This window comes from Halomonas shantousis, assembly GCF_054654615.1.
Genome location: NZ_BAAIER010000002.1, coordinates 2987545 through 3003803, shown reverse-complemented (window position 1 = coordinate 3003803; position 16259 = coordinate 2987545). Strand labels below are relative to the sequence as shown.

The window sequence follows — 16259 nt, the reverse complement described above, 5'->3', positions numbered from 1 at the left end:
AGCCGTCTCGGCCGGAATCCCGGCCAGGGGGAGGCGGTGCTTCAGCGCAGGAACCAGCCCTTCATGACCTCGCCGATGCGGTGCATCTCCTCGGGCGAGGTGACGTAGGCCGGCATGGTGTAAAGCCAGCGCCCGAAGGGGCGCAGCCACACGCCCTGTGCGCGGGCGAACGCCTGTACGCCGTCCAGCACCCGGGCGTCGTGAACCTCGATCACCGCGGCGGCGCCGAGTGCGCGTACGGCCGCCACCGCCGGATGGGCGCGCAGCGCAGCGTCGGCGCACAGGGTGACCTGCAGCCCCTCGTGGAGCCGTGCGATCCTGCCCAGATAGTCTTCCTCCTCGAATATCGCCAGGCTCTCCAGGGCGACCCGACAGGCGAGCGGATTGCCCATGAAGGTCGGGCCGTGCATGAAGGCGCGGCCGGGATCGCCGCTCAAGAAGGCGTCGTACACCCGCGAGGTGGCCAAGGTCGCGGCGTGACCGAGATAACCGCCCGTCAGCCCCTTGGAAAGCACCATGATGTCCGGCGTCACACCGGCATGCTCGGCGGCGAACAGCTTGCCGGTACGCCCGAAACCGGTAGCCACCTCGTCGAAGATCAGCAGCACCCCGTATTCGTCGCATAGCTTGCGGGCGGCGCGCAGGTAGTGGGGCGAGTACATGTTGAGCCCGCCGGCGGCCTGCAGCAGCGGCTCGACCAGCAGGGCCGCGAGTTCCTCGTGATGGCGTTCGAAGCTGTCGCGCAGGGCGGCGATATCGGCCTCGACCGCCTCGCTGGGCGCCTCGAAGGCCGCGGTGGGGGCCGGGGCGAAGTGATGCTGAGGAAGAAAGCCCGAGAATAGTGCATGCATGCCTTCCTCAGGATCGCATACCGCCATGCAGCCCGCGGTGTCACCGTGATAGGCGCGCATCAGCGAGAGCATGCGGTGACGGTGGGGGCGGCCGGTCTGCGCCTGATACTGCACCGCCATCTTCATGGCTACCTCCATGCCCACTGAACCGCTGTCGGAATAGAACACATGGTCGAGCCCCGGCGGGGTGACACGGACCAAGGCGTCGGCCAGTGCCTGGGCCGGTGCATGCGTCATGCCGCCGAGCATCACGTGACACAAGGTGTCGGCCTGCGACTTGAGCGCGGCGACTAGGCGCGGATGGCCGTAGCCGTGAATCATGCACCACCAGGAACAGGTGGCATCGAGCAGCCGCTCGCCGCCGGCTAGCTCCAGCCAGGGGCCGCGTCCGCCGACGACCTCAAGCGGTGGGGCCTGGGTCTGCATCTGGGCGTAGGGGTGCCAAAGCGTATCGGACATGATGTCGCTCGTGATCAGGAGGTGGGAACCGGCAGCTGTAGGTGCGCGGCCGCGCATTCGGCGGCCTGCACCGGGCCGAGCGTGGCGGCGTCCGCCTGCCAGGGCAGCACGCCGAGACAGGGGGCGGCCAGCGTGTGGTGCAGCGTGGCGAGGGTGTCCTGCGCACTGGCCATGGCCGGGTCGACCCGGTTGGCGATCCAGCCGGCCACCGTCAGGCCGTCGCATTCGATCGCCTCGCAGGTCAGGCGGGCGTGGTTGATACAGCCCAGTCTCACGCCGACCACGACGATGACGGCAAGGCCCAGGGCATGGGCCAGATCGCTGAGATCCTCGTCGTCGTTCAACGGCACCCGCCAGCCGCCTGCACCTTCGACCAGCACCAGGTCGCGTTCGAGTGCCAGGCCCGGTGCCAAGCCCGCCAGCAGGCGCTGGACGTCGAGTGTCTCGCCGGCCTGCCGGGCGGCGACATGCGGCGCAATGGCCGGGGCGAAGCGCAGCGGATTGACCTGCTCGTAATCGGGCCGGGGCTCGCTCAGTGCCTGCAGAGCCAAGGCGTCTGCATTACGCAGTCCCTCGGGGGTGGACCGGCAATCCGAGGCGAGCGGCTTGAGGCCCAGCGTCGTCAATCCTTGGCGGCGCGCCCGGGCCAGCAGCGCGCAGGCGCCGTAGGTCTTGCCGATTTCGGTGTCGGTTCCGGTAATGAAGTAGCGGTTCATTTGACAAGTTCCAGGGTCAGGCGGCAGTACGTCACCGGTAGCCCCTCGGGGGTGCGCAGCCGTTCGTAACGTTCGCCGGCAAGGGCGAGATCGCGCCGGGTCAAGCGTGCGCCGGGACGTGGAAGCTGGGCGCCGACCCCCTTGACGGAGGCGTTGACCGCCTGCAGGTCGGGGTAGAAGTAGCGTTCGTGAGCGCGTTCCACCCGGACCCGGCGAAAGCCGGCGAGGCGCATGGCGCGCTCGAGCGTGGCGACATCGGCGAAGGTGCTGGCGGCGATCGCATCGGGATCCGCCTCGCGTTGCCAGGCATGGCGCAGCTCGTGCAGTGAGCCGGGGCCGAGCGTATTGATCAGCGCCGTGGCGCCGGGCGTCATGACGCGCCGGAGTTCCGCCATCAACCGCTCGGGATGGCGGCACCACTGGATCGCCAGGTTGGAGAACATGAGATCGATACTGTCCGCTGCCAGAGGGAGGGCTTCGGCATCGGCACACAGCCAGTGGCAGCGTTCGCCGTGGCGACGGCGCGCCTCGGCGAGCATGCCCGGTGCGATGTCGAGCCCCCATGTCTGAAGGCCACGAACGTGTGCGTAGTGACGCGCCAGCCGGGCGGTCCAGTGTCCCGGGCCGCAGCCGAGGTCGACGATCCGCATGGCATGGGCCGGCAGCCGCCGCCAGAGCCTCTCGCCCATGGCGTGCTGGGCGCTGGCGCGATCGACGTAGTGGGGCGCGACCCGTCCGAAGGCCTGCGCCACGCGCCGCTTCCGGTCGTGTTCCAGGTACGCGGAGGGTGAGGCCGGCGCGCGAGATTCAGTCATGCATGGCCTCCTGACAGGATGCGGGTAGGGAGGTCGCGTGAGTCGCCAGCGTCTGCGCCAGGTGCGCCGGCATGGACACATGGGGACAATGTCCCGCGCCCTCGAGCGTCGCCTGTCGTGCCGGCAGGCTCGCCGCCTGGGTGGCGTCCGCCAGGAACGGATCGGCGCTGCCGGCGAGCCGCTGGATCGGGCAGGGCGCGCGTGAAAGGACGCCGCTCACGTCGAGGTGAGTCAACTGCGCGAGGCCGGCAGCGAGGGTGGCGCTGTCGGCAGCGGGGCGATGTCCGAGTAGGTCGTGTAGTCGGCGCAGCATCGCCCGGGGCGCCGGTTCCCCGCGCAGTTGCCAGCGCAGGAAGTGATGCCAGGCGCGCAGGGGGTCGCGGCGAAAGGCCTGCTGGAAGCGCGCCAGTTCCCTTGCGGAGACGCCGCCGCCGGTAGCGGTGAAGCATGGCCCCATGCCGAGCATGATCAGCCCGCGCGGGGCCGGCAGGTGATCGAGCAGGGCGGCAGCCAGCAATGCGCCCAGCGACCAGCCGACCCACACGCTCGAGGCAGGCAGCTCATCGCGCATGGCCACCGCTAGCGACGCCAGGTCGTCCGGAGCGGCCAAGGCCTCGCGGCGGCTATACCCCGGCCAGTCGGGGGTGGATACCCGCAGGTGAACCGGCCAGTACGGTGCGAGTGGCCGCCAGATACGTGCATCGATGCCCCAGCCCGACAGCAGGATCAGTTGGGTCATGCCTGGGCCCCGCCGGTGGGCGCCAGAGCGTCATCGGCCGCGATCCGCGCGAGCGCCTCCAGCAAGGCGTCGATGGCGGCCGGCTCGTGCGTGGCGCTCAGGGTAATGCGCAGCCGAGCGCTGCCGCGCGGTACGGTTGGCTCGCGAATGGCGCTGACCAGAAAGCCGCGGCGTTCCAGCTCACGACTCCATGCCAGAGCGCGTTCGGCACTGCCGAGCAGCAGCGGTTGGATGGGGGTATGACTCGTCAGCAACGGCAGCCCGAGCCGGGATGCGCCTTGGCGAAATCGAGCGACATGATCCGTCAGGCGTTGGCGACGCTGCGGTTCCTGCGCGACGATGTCCAGGGCCGTCAGGGTGGCGCTGGCCACGGCCGGCGATTCGGCGGTCGTGTAGATGTAGGGGCGCGCCTGCTGGATCAGCGTGTCGATCAGCACTGCGCTGCCGGCGACGAAGGCGCCCGAGGTACCCAGCGCCTTGCCCAGCGTGCCGACCAGCACCGGGACGTCATCGACCGGGAAGCGCTGTCCCGCGCAGCCATCCCCGTATGTCCCCAGCACGCCGAGGCCATGGGCGTCATCGATCATCAGCCAGGCATCGAAGCGCTTGGCGAGCGCTGCGAGACCCGCCACGTCGGCGACGTCGCCATCCATGCTGAACACGCCGTCGCTGACCACCAGGGCTTCCCGTCCCCGGCGGCGCGACAGCAGGCGTTCCAGGTCCTGCAGGTCTCGATGGTGGAAACGACGCTGGCGGGCGCCGGCAAGCCGGGCGCCGTCGAGCAGCGAGGCGTGATTGAGACGGTCCTGAAACACGTCGTCGCGGGAAGTCAGCAGCGCTTGCAGCACACCAAGATTGGCCATGTAGCCACTGGGAAACAGCAGCGTCCGGGGGCGCCCGGTGAGCTCGGCCAGGCGCGCTTCCAGGGCGTGATGTGGGAGCAGATGGCCGTTGACCAGAGGCGAGGCGCCACCGCCAGCACCGAATTCCCGGGCCCCCTGCGCCAATGCCTCGATCACGCGGCGATCATTGGCCAGGCCGAGGTAGTCGTTACTCGAGAAGTTATGCAACGTGCGCCTGTCGCGGATCACCTGCGGCCCTTGAGCAGTGGCGAGCGTTTGGCGCTGACGCCATAGGGCGGCGGCCCGGCGTGCCTCCAGCGCCGCAGCGAGGTGGGAGAAGGCCATGTTCAGACGCGCAGGCCGCAGGGCCTGGTCTCGCGCGCGCTGCGCTGGGTGGCGTCGTAGTAGCCGAACTCCTGCTGGGTGATAGCGTCATTGAGTGCAGCCTCGTGCACCGTGTCGGAGGCTGCCGCTTCCCGGGTCTCGGGGTGCAGGCCGAGCTTGGCGAACATTGCCCGGTCGCGCTCTGCCTGGGGATTCTGGGTCGTCAGCAGCCTGTCGCCATAGAAGATCGAGTTGGCGCCGGCCATGAAGGCCAGTGCCTGAGTCGACTCGTTCATCTGCTCGCGTCCGGCGGAGAGTCGCACGTGGCTGGTCGGCATCATGATACGGGCCACGGCGATGGCCCGGATGAACTCGATGGGGTCGAGATCCTCGGCCTGCGCCAGTGGTGTCCCGGCGACCTTGACCAGCATGTTGATGGGAACCGACTCGGGATGCGGGTCCAGACGGGCCAGCTGCTGGAGCAGACCAGCGCGGTCGCGGGTAGTCTCGCCCATGCCGAGAATGCCGCCGCTGCAGATCTTCATGCCCGCTTCTCGCACGTTGGCCAGGGTGTCGAGGCGTTCGCCGTAGGTCCGCGTGGTGATGATCTCGCCATAGAATTCCGGCGAGGTGTCCAGGTTATGGTTGTAGTAATCGAGACCTGCGCTGGCCAGGCGTCTGGCCTGTGCATCGTCGACCATGCCCAGCGTCATGCAGGTCTCAAGGCCCAGCCCCTTGACGCGGCGTACCATTTCCTCGACCACCTCGAGGTCGCGTTCACGGGGGCTGCGCCAGGCGGCGCCCATGCAGAAACGACTGGCGCCGGCAGCCTTGGCGGCCCGGGCCTGTTCGACCACCTTGTCGATCTCCAGCAGCTTTTCCTTGCCCAGACCGGTGTTGTAGTGCCCGGATTGCGGGCAGTACTTGCAGTCTTCGGGGCAGGCGCCGGTCTTGATCGACAGCAGGGTGGAGATCTGCACGGCGTTGGCGTCGAAGTGCTGGCGATGTATCTGCTGGGCGTGAAACAACAGGTCGTTGAAGGGGAGAGCGAAGAGCGCTTCGATCTCGTCGATTGACCAGTCGTGGCGGGCCGGGGCCGGGCTGCTGATTGAATTCATCGTCACGTTTCCTACGGTGGCTGGTCGGCTTGTGCAATGCCTCTCCACCAAGCTCGAGTTAACTTTTAAATTATCCAGAGTTGACCATGAAAAAGGAGTCATGGGTCGCTGTCAACTTGTAAGAAATTTTTGGTTAACAAGGCTGGGGAAGGATGTCGGTGCCTGCCGCCCGGGCAGACAAAAAGAAAGGGAAATGGCCGATGCCATCTCCCTTTTGCGCTACGCGATATTCTGAATAATCGTCAAGGACGGGCGAAGGCCGCGGACACCGCGTTTAACGAGTGCCGGCGCTTTTGCCACCCTTCCGGCCGGCTTCCTGGGCTTTCTGGGGATTGTTCTTGAAATTGCCGGAACTCTTGCGTCCGCCCTTGCGTCCCGCCTCGGCGGCAAGTTCCGGGTTGTTCTTGAAGTTGGTGGGGCTGACACGGCCTCCTTTGCGGCCTGCTTCTGCGGCCCGCTCAGGATTGTTGGCAAAGTTCCCCGAACTTCTCTTGCCGCCCTTCTTGCCGGCTTCGGACGCTAGCTTGCGATCGTCCTTGAAGGTGCCGGACCCTTTCTGAAGTGTTGTCATCATCAACCTCCGTCATGTCATGGGAGCCTGATGGGGCATTTCGACGTGGAAGGCCTGCCATCAGACAGGACCCTACCGGACAACGCATGATGAGCATCGGCGGGACAAGCTTCGCCGATTCAAACCCTTCAGAACCGTACCGATGATGGATACGCGTTTCCGACGGCAGCATGGCGCATGTCTGGCGTGGCCCCGAGAGGGCAATGTCCGGCTGTCATTCCTATTGACCTGGTGCATTGCCTGACTATGAATCTAGCAAATCGAAGCCGATGGACAAGCAAGCAAAGCGAAGCAAAACGTAAGCTATTTTATGTTATGCGGCTTTTATTTTAATTTACGTATCGCTTTAAGAAAAAACAAAGAAATAATATTACAAGCCGAGTCGAGTTTAACCTAGGTTACCTCTTCTAATAAATATTTTCGTGGCCTGATAAAAACTCTTCAAGATGCTTTCCATAATCCATAAGCATTAGCGGATACAGCGAAGCGTCAAGAAACAACGAGGCTTGGGAGACAAGTGAAGCCTTACGTGGGCTGGCTTTGTCAGGCGATGAAAGGCCAGGGTTCGAGGCGACCCATGTATAAGACAGCCCTAGCGATACGCTACGCTCTATCTGAAGAATGCCGGTGCTCACTCATGCAGTGTTAAAAATCAGCTCGGGCGCGAGTCCGATCAAAATGCTCATTTACACCACGTAAACTCCGCTTTATCGCTAATTTTTGCCTTGCCTGAGTATTGCTCGCCGATTCTTCAGACAGAGCGTAGGGCTGTCTTGCGATGAAGTGAGGTGGAGAAAGGTACCTTCAGCCGGCAGACAAGATGAAATTCAGAGCCGGTCTTTCAACAGCTTCTTGCCTTTGGTACCCAGTTCTACATAGACGCGTTGTGCTTCCTCGAAGAATTCCGCCGCTTCATTATCGCCTTCCTGGCGGGCATCTTCTGCATATTTGCGGCTGTTTTCCGAGCCTTGTGCAACATGATAAAGCACACTGACCATATCGTAGTTCTTATCTTTCATCGGATCGTTTGCCATAACACAACCTCCCGATAGGCTTGCATGGGGTGGATGATGTCATTTCCGAGCGGCAATCACGATTGCCTTCTTCAAGATAGAAAAGCGTTCAAGCACTTTGTAGGGGTAAAGGCGATAAGAAAGTAATGATTCGTAATGGGATGGTCCACATGCATCGCATGGCGAGAAGGCGCGCGACTTGGACGTCAGGCATGGCGCTCAGCGGCTGCAGGGGTCTTCCAGCGATTGCGTCTGTGGCGTGACGCGCCGCGAGATGGCGTCGACGGCGAGATTGATCGCCGCGGTGATCAACAGCAGTGCGAAGGCTTGGTCGAACATCATGTATTCGAAGCTGGAGTCGATGTGAAAGCCCAGCGTGGCGATGCCCAGCATGCCAAGCAGAGCGGTTTCGCGAATGATCACTTCGGCGCGATAGAACAGCAGGGCCAGCAGGCCGGGATAGATACGAGGCAGCAGCTCGTAGGCATAACGCCCGCTGGCCGGCAGGCCCGGCATGCCCGGTTCGATGGCGTCGGCGTGACGGGCGACGAGAAAAGCGATCAGCGCACCGTTGTGCAGGGCCAGCGCCAGCCAGGCCGGCAGCATCGAAGGCCCCAGCAGCAGCAGGAAGATGAACGCCAGCATCAATTCAGGTGTCGAGCGCAGGCCGATCATCACTCCCTTGCCCGCCCAGCGTGTCAGGGGGTGACCAAAATGGCGGCTGGCCAGGGGCCATGCCAGCAGAGCCACCGCCAATGCGCCAGCCGTCCCCATCAGCCCCAGCAGCAGGGTATTGCCGATCGCGGGCAACAGGTCGGGCAGTTTGGCAAGCCAGCTTGCCAGGCCTCGCCAGTCGCCCTCGCGCAGCGGTGCCGGCCACAGGTCGACGCTCACGAAACGCCACAACAGGTCGCCGTTCACCGACGGCCAGGGCCCCAGCAGGAAGGCGCTGACAGCCAACCACACCGGTAGCAGGCGTCGATGTCCCCACCACTGCAGGGTGGCGATAAGCAGGTAGAAGCACCACAGCAGTGCGCCGGCTTCATGATAGCGGCCTTCCCGAAAGGCACTCTCGAGATGGAAGCCCAGTGTGGGAAGTCCCACGAACCCGAGCAGGACGCTGGCGCGCATGGCGCATTCGAAGCGATAGCGGGTATAGGCGGCCAGCCGCGCCCAGGCCAGCGGCAACTCGGCGTAGAAGAAGCGCGAAACGCGATCGATGCCTGGCGACAGGGCGTCGGCGGGCGCGCGCGACGTCTGGCCGAGAATCTCGGCATAGACCTTGGCGAAGATCCCCGCATAGGGAATCGCCAGGGCTGCAACAGCGGTGATGGCCGACAGACCGAACACCTGCAGGAACAGCAATGCCCAGAAGAGTTCGTGAATGGCGCGTACGAAGGCGCAGCCCGAGCGTACCAGACGCGAACGGAAGAACAGCAGCGCCAGCGGAAAGCCCAGGACGATTCCCAGTAGCGTTCCCCACAAGGCGACACCGATGGTCAGGGCGATGGCGGTGAAGGGCGAGCTGATTCCCAGCCAGTCCGGGACGAGCAGGCCACGCCCCATGCGTGCGAGTTCCGCCCAGGGGTCGTGGGCGAGGATCTGCAGGTCGGCCAGCGGCAGCAGAACCAGGCAGAGCACGACGAGAATCAGCGAGCGCCGTGCCAACTGCAGGTTGACACCACGTCCCTTGAGCCAGCCGGGGGCCACGCTCTCCTGTCCCATCTGGCCGTCCGGGGTCAGATAGGCGCGGGCTTCCTCGTGCTGGGCGATTTCGTCGGGATGAGCCCGGGAGGGGCGTCGGTGTCGCCTTGCCCAAGGGCCGTTAAGACGCATCACGCCCCCCGTGGGAAGCGTCGAGCTCGGTGTCGGGCTCGGCATCGGGATACAGCGTATCCAGATCGGCAAGGGTCAGCTCACGAGAGGCGGCATCAAGGACCAGTGCCCCATCGCGCAGCCCCCAGACGCGGTCGAAGTGCGACAGCGCCAGCTCACGCTGGTGGAGCGCCATGACGGTAGTGGTGTGGCGCGAATGGATCAAGTCGAGCAGGCGGCGTGCCTGGTGAGGGTCGACGCTGGCCACGGGCTCGTCACCCAGGAAAATGCTGCGTTGCTGATAGAGGGCGCGGGCAATGGCCACCCGGCTGCGCTGTCCGCCGGAGAGGCTCTCCACCGGGCGCTTGAGCAGGCCATCCAGGCCTAGCGTGTGACACAACTGGCCGACCTCGTGCCAGGCGCGGCGGTTGGGACGTACCAGATTGCAGAGATTGGCCAGTGCCGAGTGGCGCTCGAGACGGCCCATATAGATGTTGTGGTAGACCGCGAGTGGCGTCACCAGGCCGTGACTTTGCGGACACCAGGCGACTTGACCTGCGAGACGCTCGCGCAGGGCAGTGAGCAGCGTGGATTTGCCGGCTCCGCTCTGGCCGAGCAGCGCGACGCGCTCGCCCTCGTGGAGGGCGAGCGAAAGACCCGGCAGCACGACCTGTTCGCCGTGACCGAGATCGGCCGCGTCGAAGGAGACGAGAGGTGCCGTCACGGTCAGCGAAGCAGCCCCAGCGACTCGCCGACTTCCTCGATGGGCGCGTAGTCCTCGTTGGAGGCGGGAATGAACCCGTCGCGCGGAAAGCTGGCCAGCAGTTCCGGGTCGTCCATGTCGAGCAGCGCCTGACGGACCTTGTCGGTGAAGCCTTCGCCATACTTCTCGTCGGCGTCGCCGCGCAAGGTCCACTGATAGTCGGGATAGGGCGGGGTGGCCCAGATGACCTGCACCTTGTCGGTATCCACGCGGCCATCCTCGACGGCGGCGTCCCAGACCGTGAAGTTGACGGCGCCCACATCGTAGGTGCCCGACTCCACCAGGGCGATGGTGCGGGTGTGATCGCCGGAGAAGCCGACACGGGAGAAGATCGATTCGGGTGGCTCGTCGAACTGCTGGCGCAGGTAGTGCTCCGGCATCAGACGGCCGGACGTCGACGTCTTGGCGCCGAAGGTGAACGACTTGCCCTCGATGCTCTCGGGCAGTTTGTCTTCGGCAGGCTCGATGCCGGTCGACTCGTTGGCGATGAAGTAGGTAACGAAGGCGCTGTCCTCGATGCCCTGGGCCAACGCCTGGGAGCCGGGCACCAGGCGGCGTGCCTGAACGCCCGAAAGTCCTCCGAACCAGGCCAGTTGCACCTGATCGTTGCGGAAGGCGCTCACCGCGGCGCTATAGGACTTGACCGGGACGTACTCGACCTCCACGTCAAGCTGCTCCTCGAGATAGTCGGCCACCTTCTGGAAGCGCTCCACCAGGCGGGACTGGTCCTCGTCGGGAATTGCCGTGAAGCGGAAGGTGTCGGCCGCCTGAGCCAGGGGTGCCATGCCGGCGAGCAGCAGGGCGATAGCGGTGAGCCAGCGCATGAGAGTCTCCTGAGAGGTGAAGAGAAGACTATTGTCATGGCTCGAGAGAGGCGGAGCAAGGCGCTCATCGCCAATCGGACATATATTGCGCTTTATCCTTCTCTCGGGCGAAAACGGTCGAACGAGCGGCGGGGATCAATCGTCGTGAGCCGGATAGCGCGTCGCCTGCAGACTGTCCTTGATCTTCTTGAGGTGGCCGAGAAAGGCTTCACCACGACGCAGGGTGACGCCGGTAGCCAGCACATCGATCAGCGCTAGGTGGATCATGCGTGACGTCATCGGCATGTAGACGTCGGTATCCTCGGGGGTAAGCACTGCCAGCGTTTCGGTGCACTCCGCCGCCAAGGGTGAGCCGGGCGCGGTGATGCCCAGCACTACCGCGCCGTTGTCGCGGGCGAGTCGGGCGATCTCCACCAGTTCCCGGGTGCGCCCGGTGTAGGAGATGATCACGATCACATCGCCGGTATGGGCGGCCGCAGCCACCATGCGCTGCATGAGGACGTCTTCGTAGGCCATCACCGGCAGGTTGAAGCGGAAGAACTTGTGCTGGGCGTCCTGCGCTACCGGGCCGGAGGCGCCCAGGCCGAAGAAGCTGATCTGCTTGGCCTGAATGAGATAATCCACGGCGTGCTCGATGCACCGGGCGTCGAGCGCCCGGCGCGCATCGTCCAGGGCGGCGATGGTGGCGCCGAAGATCTTGTCGCTGTAGCGTGCCGCGTCATCGCCGCGCTCCACGCTGCGGCTGACATAGGGCGTGCCCCCGGCTAGGCTCTGGGCTAGCTTGATCTTGAAATCGGGATAGCCCTTGGTGTTGAAGTTGCGACAGAAACGATTGACGGTCGGCTCGCTGACCGAAGCCGCCTGGGCCAGCGTGGCAATGCTCAGGCCGGTGGCCGTGGCGGGATCCTGCAGAATGACATCGGCTACCTTGCGTTCGGAGCGGTTGAGCTCCTCCAGCCGTGAGCGGATACGGTCGATAAGGTCATGAGCGGCCATGCGGATCGTGTCTTTCTCTTATAGTAGTGAATTAACTACGGCTAACGGAGCATCCTAGCGTGAGGGGGGGCGACCGCCAATAGTCCGACCCGATTCGCCGCCAGGGCGATCGATTTTTTAGTAAGTTTACTCGAAAAATTGCTTGATAGGCGTGTTGATGGCATATTTTATAGGTAAATTAACCAGTCTCAAGGGGGCTGTTTCATGAGTCGAGATATTACGCCCGATGTCGATGTGGCCCTGTTCGGAGCGCTTGGCGACCTGGCCCTGCGCAAGCTCTACCCGGCGCTCTATCATCTGGATCGTGATGGCCTGCTGGGGGACAACACGCGCATCTTGGGACTGGCGCGACAGGACTACGACGACGACAGTTTCCGGGTGCGCGTTCGCGAGATGCTCGGCAAGCGTGTCAAGGCGGACGAGCTCGACGATCAGGCCTTGCAGCGCTTTCTCTCCCGCCTGGAGTATGTCGGGCTGGATTTCACCACTGTCGAGGGTTACGACGCGATTCGTCGCTGGCGTGAGGGCGCCCGGCAACCGATGACGGTGTATCTCGCCGTGCCGGCCAGCATCTATGGTGACATCTGTCACAATCTGGAGCTTAGCCGCAGCCTGGACAGCGATACCCGCGTAGTGGTCGAAAAGCCGATCGGCTACGATCTGGCCTCCTCGTGCATCATCAACGACGCCATCGGCAAGGTCTTTCCCGAGTCGCGGATCTACCGTATCGATCATTATCTGGGCAAGGAGACGGTGCAGAACCTCATTGCGCTGCGTTTTGCCAACCCCCTGTTCGGCAACCAGTGGAACCAGAGCCAGATCTCGCATGTCGAGATCACCGTGGCCGAGACGGTGGGGATCGAAGGGCGCTGGGGCTATTTCGACAAGGCAGGGCAGCTGCGCGACATGGTGCAGAACCACCTGCTGCAACTGTTGTGCATGATCGCCATGGACCCGCCGGCGAATCTGGATGCCGACGCCATTCGCGACGAGAAGGTCAAGGTGCTCAAGGCGCTCAAGCCTCTGGAAGGCGAGTCGCTGACCCGCAACGTGGTGCGCGGCCAGTATGTCGGCGGCTCGATCAAGGGCGAGAGCGTACCCGGCTATCTCGACGAGGAGGGCTCCAACGCCTCGAGTCGCACCGAGACCTTCGTGGCCATGAAGCTGGAAGTCTCCAACTGGCGCTGGGCCGGCGTGCCGTTCTATCTGCGCACCGGCAAGCGCATGCCCGAGAAACTGTCGCAGATCGTCATCCACTTCCGTCAGCAGGCGCACTACATCTTCGATCCCGATCAGCGGGGCCTGGCCGCCAACAAGCTGGTCATCCGTCTGCAGCCGGAGGAGGGCATCGCCCTGCAGGTGCTGACCAAGGATAGCGGCCTCGACAGGGGCATGCGTCTGCGTCCCGGTCCGTTGCATCTGGACTTCCACCATGCCTTCCCCAAGGCGCGCATCCCCGATGCCTACGAGCGACTGCTGCTGGAAGTCATGAAAGGCAACCAGTACCTCTTCGTGCGCCGCGACGAGGTGGAATTCGCCTGGCGCTGGGTCGATCACCTCGAAGCCGGCTGGGCGGAGCGCGATACGCCGCCACGGCGCTATCCGGCCGGCTCCTGGGGGCCGGTCGCCTCGATTGCCATGATTACCCAAGATGGACGGTCCTGGTATGAAGACTACTGATTCCCCACGCGACAGGCTGGCCCGGCAGCTGGCGGAAAGCGTTGCCCGCGCCCTGGAAGCGGATCTTGCCGAGCGCGAGCGGGTCCTGCTCGTGGTCTCTGGCGGATCGACGCCGGTTCCTTTCTTCGCCGCGCTGTCGCGCATGGCGTTGCCCTGGGCGCGCATCGACATCACCCTGGCCGACGAGCGCTGGGTAGCACCCGACCATGCCGACAGCAATGCCCGCCTGATACGTGAACACCTCCTGGTGAATGCGGCCGCCGAGGCGGCCTTTCATTCCCTGACCACCGACGATGCCACGCCCGAGCAGGGCGTGGATGCGGTAAGCCGGCGTATCGAGGCGCTGCCGTGGCCGGCGAGTGTGGTCATCCTCGGCATGGGCGGCGACGGTCACACGGCTTCGCTGTTTCCCGACAGTCCCGAGCTGGGCCTGGCGCTGAGTACCGACGCACCGGCAGTCGCCGTGCGTGCGCCCAGCGTGCCGCAACCGCGTATCACGCTGAGTGCCACTCGACTGCACCAGACGCAACGTCATGTCCTGCACGTCAATGGTGACGACAAGCGTGCCGTGCTGGCACGCGCCTTGAGCGGCGACGACGTGCGCGAGCTACCGATCCGTGCGTTCTTGACCAGTCCGACAGCCATCTACTGGGCGCCCTAGGCCTGCCGGGCGCCGCAGCAACCGCAGGAATTACTTATGACAATCGATAAGCAACTCCCCGCCAGCCGCACGGCCGAACTCGATGCACTCTGCCGGAAGGTCAACATCATTCCGGTCATCGTGATCGAACGTCTCGAGGACGCCGTGCCGCTGGCGCGTGCCCTGGTCGACGGCGGCCTGACGGTACTCGAAGTGACCCTGCGCACCGACTGCGCCCTGGAGGCCATTGGGCGCATTCGCGAGGCGCTGCCCGAGGTCGCCCTGGGGGCCGGTACGGTACTTTCCCCCGAGCAGTATCGTCTGGCCGAGGCCGCCGGCGTCGACTTCATCGTCACGCCGGGAGCGACCGAGGCCCTCTTTGCGCATGGCGTGGACAGCGCCATTCCCATGTTGCCGGGGGTCGCCACGGTGTCCGAACTCATGCTGGGCTGGCAGTTCGGCTATCGTCGCTTCAAGTTCTTTCCGGCGGAAGCCAGCGGCGGTGCGCCAGCTCTCAAGGCCTTCGGTGGGCCGATTCCCGAGGCGAAGTTCTGTCCCACCGGCGGCGTTTCGCTCGACAACGCCCAGGACTATCTGAATCTGGCCAACGTGGTGTGTGTCGGTGGCTCGTGGATGGCGCCCAAGACGCTTATCGACAAGGGCGACTGGGATGGCATTCGCGAACTGGCCCGGCAGGCCGTGGAGCGTTTCCCCCTCTGACAGCCGTTTTTGCGTCTCTCTCGACAGCCTACGCTGTTGTTCGACCCGCCTTGGCGGGTCTTTTTTTATCCGGAAACTCTCACTGAGAAGCCATGCCGGGCTGGAGTCGCCGTGTTGGCCCCAAGTGGCCGCGCCGGTTCGCGACGCGACATGCCAGGTTCAATTCATGGGCTGGAGCGGATAGAGCAGCAGGCCGAGCGCATCGGGATCCTTGGCTGCCAGGCGGCGGGCTACGCGAAAGAACTCGGGGTCCTCATAGGCGTGAGCCGCTGCCAGCATGTTGTCGAGCGCTGCAGGTGCCTTGAAGCCCTTGAGCTCCTCGTAAGGCCACTCTTCATCGCTGACGGCGTGAGCGGCGACGAACTGGAAACCATCCTTCAGGCCTTGTTTGCCAGTATGGTAGTGCCAGATGTCCTCGCCCACCTTGTCGCCATAGCGGCCCAGTTTCGTATAGGCCTCCAGATTGAAGTTGACGTAGTGCCAGGGACGCGTGCGCTCGAGTTCCTCGGGCTGCTTTCCGGCCCGGTCGAGCTGGTGAGCGATGCGCTGACGGGTAGTGTCCAACTGGGTTTCGGCAATCTCGGGCTGATCGGTGAACAGCGCGAAGGCGGCCACCTGCGCATCGTACCAAGTGCCGTGGTTGTTATCTGCGCGGCCCTCCTCGATCCCGTTGTCACTGGTAAGCAGCCAGTCGAGAAACTGGCCGTACCACTGCTTCACGGCACGGTAATCCGCATCGCTCAGCGCGTTGGAAGGACGAATCAGCTCGACGGCGTCCATTACGCCGATCAGCAGGCGACTGTCGATGATGCCGATACCGCGTCCATCGACGCGGCCGGGGATTGCCTGGGCGTGACGCATGTTGGGGTTCATGCGCGTCTCGTCATTCACGAACCAGTTGACGACCTGGCGTGCTGCCTTGTCCGCATATTTCCTCTCGCCACTGAAGTAGTACGCCAGGCCCAGGGCGTGGACATCCTTGGCGAAGTCGATCATACGCTGCTTGTCCGTGGCGTCGCTCTTGGTGTCCATGTTGTACTCGCCGTCGCGCCGGACATAGGGCAGACCGCTTTCGGTGTCGGGATTGGGCCACCAGTAGGGAGCGAAGCTGAAATAGTCGTGGGGGTCGCCGCTGGCGGGCATCTGGGTCTTGTCGGTCACCGAGTACAGCGGCGCAGAGAGGGCCTCGTCGGCCTCGTCGATCAACGCCTGGTAGGCCGGCATCAGCGACATCTGCCGTTGCTCGATGGCTTCCCTGCTGGTAGCCAGGAAGTCCTGGGGGTAGGTGATGAAACGGGGCTCCGCGGCCCACGCCGAAGCGGTGAAAAGCAGGCCGAGCGATAGGGCGGTCAACTTGCGCATAGCATTCATCC

The 16259-nt window shown here is 64.4% G+C and carries 16 protein-coding genes; 3 read left to right on the top strand and 13 right to left on the bottom strand.

Features of this window, described 5'->3' with window-relative positions; genetic code table 11:
- Positions 1-41: 41 nt before the first annotated feature.
- The 12 genes from bioA to ACYQ12_RS14225 all read right to left on the bottom strand — a co-directional run bounded on the left by bioA (position 42) and on the right by ACYQ12_RS14225 (position 11846).
- Complete coding sequence (bioA, locus tag ACYQ12_RS14280) at positions 42-1310, bottom strand: adenosylmethionine--8-amino-7-oxononanoate transaminase (protein WP_459872977.1); 1269 nt, start codon at positions 1308-1310, stop codon at positions 42-44.
- Between the two features lie 14 nt (positions 1311-1324).
- Complete coding sequence (gene bioD / locus ACYQ12_RS14275; RefSeq protein WP_459872975.1) at positions 1325-2026, bottom strand: dethiobiotin synthase; 702 nt, start codon at positions 2024-2026, stop codon at positions 1325-1327.
- Positions 2023-2841, bottom strand: a complete 819-nt coding sequence (locus ACYQ12_RS14270; RefSeq protein ID WP_459872973.1) for a methyltransferase domain-containing protein — start codon at positions 2839-2841, stop codon at positions 2023-2025. The genes bioD and ACYQ12_RS14270 overlap by 4 nt, the downstream gene beginning before the upstream one ends.
- Complete coding sequence (locus tag ACYQ12_RS14265) at positions 2834-3580, bottom strand: alpha/beta fold hydrolase (RefSeq protein ID WP_459872971.1); 747 nt, start codon at positions 3578-3580, stop codon at positions 2834-2836. The genes ACYQ12_RS14270 and ACYQ12_RS14265 overlap by 8 nt, the downstream gene beginning before the upstream one ends.
- Positions 3577-4767 (bottom strand): 8-amino-7-oxononanoate synthase, encoded by a 1191-nt coding sequence (gene bioF / locus ACYQ12_RS14260; protein WP_459872969.1) that lies wholly within the window; start codon positions 4765-4767, stop codon positions 3577-3579. Before bioF ends, ACYQ12_RS14265 begins: the two co-directional genes overlap by 4 nt.
- Positions 4768-4769: 2 nt before the next feature.
- Positions 4770-5864, bottom strand: a complete 1095-nt coding sequence (bioB, locus tag ACYQ12_RS14255) for a biotin synthase BioB (RefSeq protein WP_459872967.1) — start codon at positions 5862-5864, stop codon at positions 4770-4772.
- Between the two features lie 274 nt (positions 5865-6138).
- Positions 6139-6438: a con-10 family general stress protein gene (locus tag ACYQ12_RS14250; protein WP_459872965.1), complete on the bottom strand. Its 300-nt coding sequence runs from the start codon at positions 6436-6438 to the stop codon at positions 6139-6141.
- A gap of 824 nt (positions 6439-7262) precedes the next feature.
- Complete coding sequence (locus ACYQ12_RS14245) at positions 7263-7469, bottom strand: hypothetical protein (protein ID WP_459872963.1); 207 nt, start codon at positions 7467-7469, stop codon at positions 7263-7265.
- A 198-nt stretch (positions 7470-7667) separates the two neighbouring features.
- Positions 7668-9284, bottom strand: a complete 1617-nt coding sequence (locus ACYQ12_RS14240) for a PhnE/PtxC family ABC transporter permease (RefSeq protein WP_459872961.1) — start codon at positions 9282-9284, stop codon at positions 7668-7670.
- Entirely contained in the window at positions 9274-9987 is a 714-nt protein-coding gene (locus tag ACYQ12_RS14235) for an ATP-binding cassette domain-containing protein (RefSeq protein ID WP_459872959.1), read from the bottom strand. The genes ACYQ12_RS14240 and ACYQ12_RS14235 overlap by 11 nt, the downstream gene beginning before the upstream one ends.
- Positions 9988-9989: 2 nt before the next feature.
- Positions 9990-10850 carry a putative selenate ABC transporter substrate-binding protein gene (locus tag ACYQ12_RS14230; protein WP_459872957.1) on the bottom strand — a complete coding sequence of 287 codons (861 nt, stop codon included), beginning with the start codon at positions 10848-10850 and terminating at the stop codon, positions 9990-9992.
- A 135-nt stretch (positions 10851-10985) separates the two neighbouring features.
- A complete protein-coding gene (locus ACYQ12_RS14225) occupies positions 10986-11846 on the bottom strand; it encodes a MurR/RpiR family transcriptional regulator (RefSeq protein ID WP_459872955.1) in 861 nt (286 codons plus the stop codon).
- 204 nt (positions 11847-12050) lie between these two features.
- Here ACYQ12_RS14225 and zwf point away from each other — a divergent pair, with 204 nt between their 5' ends.
- From zwf to ACYQ12_RS14210, 3 genes are read left to right on the top strand one after another with little or no spacing between them, the layout of a single operon-like run.
- Positions 12051-13526: a glucose-6-phosphate dehydrogenase gene (gene zwf / locus ACYQ12_RS14220; protein ID WP_459872953.1), complete on the top strand. Its 1476-nt coding sequence runs from the start codon at positions 12051-12053 to the stop codon at positions 13524-13526.
- Positions 13513-14187 carry a 6-phosphogluconolactonase gene (gene pgl / locus ACYQ12_RS14215; RefSeq protein ID WP_459872951.1) on the top strand — a complete coding sequence of 225 codons (675 nt, stop codon included), beginning with the start codon at positions 13513-13515 and terminating at the stop codon, positions 14185-14187. The genes zwf and pgl overlap by 14 nt, the downstream gene beginning before the upstream one ends.
- A 36-nt stretch (positions 14188-14223) precedes the next feature.
- Positions 14224-14886: a bifunctional 4-hydroxy-2-oxoglutarate aldolase/2-dehydro-3-deoxy-phosphogluconate aldolase gene (locus ACYQ12_RS14210; protein ID WP_459872949.1), complete on the top strand. Its 663-nt coding sequence runs from the start codon at positions 14224-14226 to the stop codon at positions 14884-14886.
- A 159-nt stretch (positions 14887-15045) separates the two neighbouring features.
- Here the strand turns inward: ACYQ12_RS14210 and ACYQ12_RS14205 are convergent, their stop codons facing one another.
- Complete coding sequence (locus ACYQ12_RS14205) at positions 15046-16248, bottom strand: alginate lyase family protein (RefSeq protein WP_459872947.1); 1203 nt, start codon at positions 16246-16248, stop codon at positions 15046-15048.
- Between the last annotated feature and the right edge of the window lie 11 nt (positions 16249-16259).

Coding starts and splice junctions, on each gene's coding strand:
- ACYQ12_RS14210 (WP_459872949.1), top strand. CDS start 14,224: ATGACAATCGATAAGCAACTCCCCGCCAGCCGCACGGCCGAACTCGAT.
- ACYQ12_RS14225 (WP_459872955.1), bottom strand. CDS start 11,846: ATGGCCGCTCATGACCTTATCGACCGTATCCGCTCACGGCTGGAGGAG.
- bioA (WP_459872977.1), bottom strand. CDS start 1,310: ATGTCCGATACGCTTTGGCACCCCTACGCCCAGATGCAGACCCAGGCC.
- ACYQ12_RS14265 (WP_459872971.1), bottom strand. CDS start 3,580: ATGACCCAACTGATCCTGCTGTCGGGCTGGGGCATCGATGCACGTATC.
- ACYQ12_RS14205 (WP_459872947.1), bottom strand. CDS start 16,248: ATGCGCAAGTTGACCGCCCTATCGCTCGGCCTGCTTTTCACCGCTTCG.
- zwf (WP_459872953.1), top strand. CDS start 12,051: ATGAGTCGAGATATTACGCCCGATGTCGATGTGGCCCTGTTCGGAGCG.
- ACYQ12_RS14270 (WP_459872973.1), bottom strand. CDS start 2,841: ATGACTGAATCTCGCGCGCCGGCCTCACCCTCCGCGTACCTGGAACAC.
- ACYQ12_RS14250 (WP_459872965.1), bottom strand. CDS start 6,438: ATGATGACAACACTTCAGAAAGGGTCCGGCACCTTCAAGGACGATCGC.
- ACYQ12_RS14230 (WP_459872957.1), bottom strand. CDS start 10,850: ATGCGCTGGCTCACCGCTATCGCCCTGCTGCTCGCCGGCATGGCACCC.
- pgl (WP_459872951.1), top strand. CDS start 13,513: ATGAAGACTACTGATTCCCCACGCGACAGGCTGGCCCGGCAGCTGGCG.
- ACYQ12_RS14240 (WP_459872961.1), bottom strand. CDS start 9,284: ATGCGTCTTAACGGCCCTTGGGCAAGGCGACACCGACGCCCCTCCCGG.
- bioB (WP_459872967.1), bottom strand. CDS start 5,864: ATGAATTCAATCAGCAGCCCGGCCCCGGCCCGCCACGACTGGTCAATC.
- ACYQ12_RS14245 (WP_459872963.1), bottom strand. CDS start 7,469: ATGGCAAACGATCCGATGAAAGATAAGAACTACGATATGGTCAGTGTG.
- bioD (WP_459872975.1), bottom strand. CDS start 2,026: ATGAACCGCTACTTCATTACCGGAACCGACACCGAAATCGGCAAGACC.
- bioF (WP_459872969.1), bottom strand. CDS start 4,767: ATGGCCTTCTCCCACCTCGCTGCGGCGCTGGAGGCACGCCGGGCCGCC.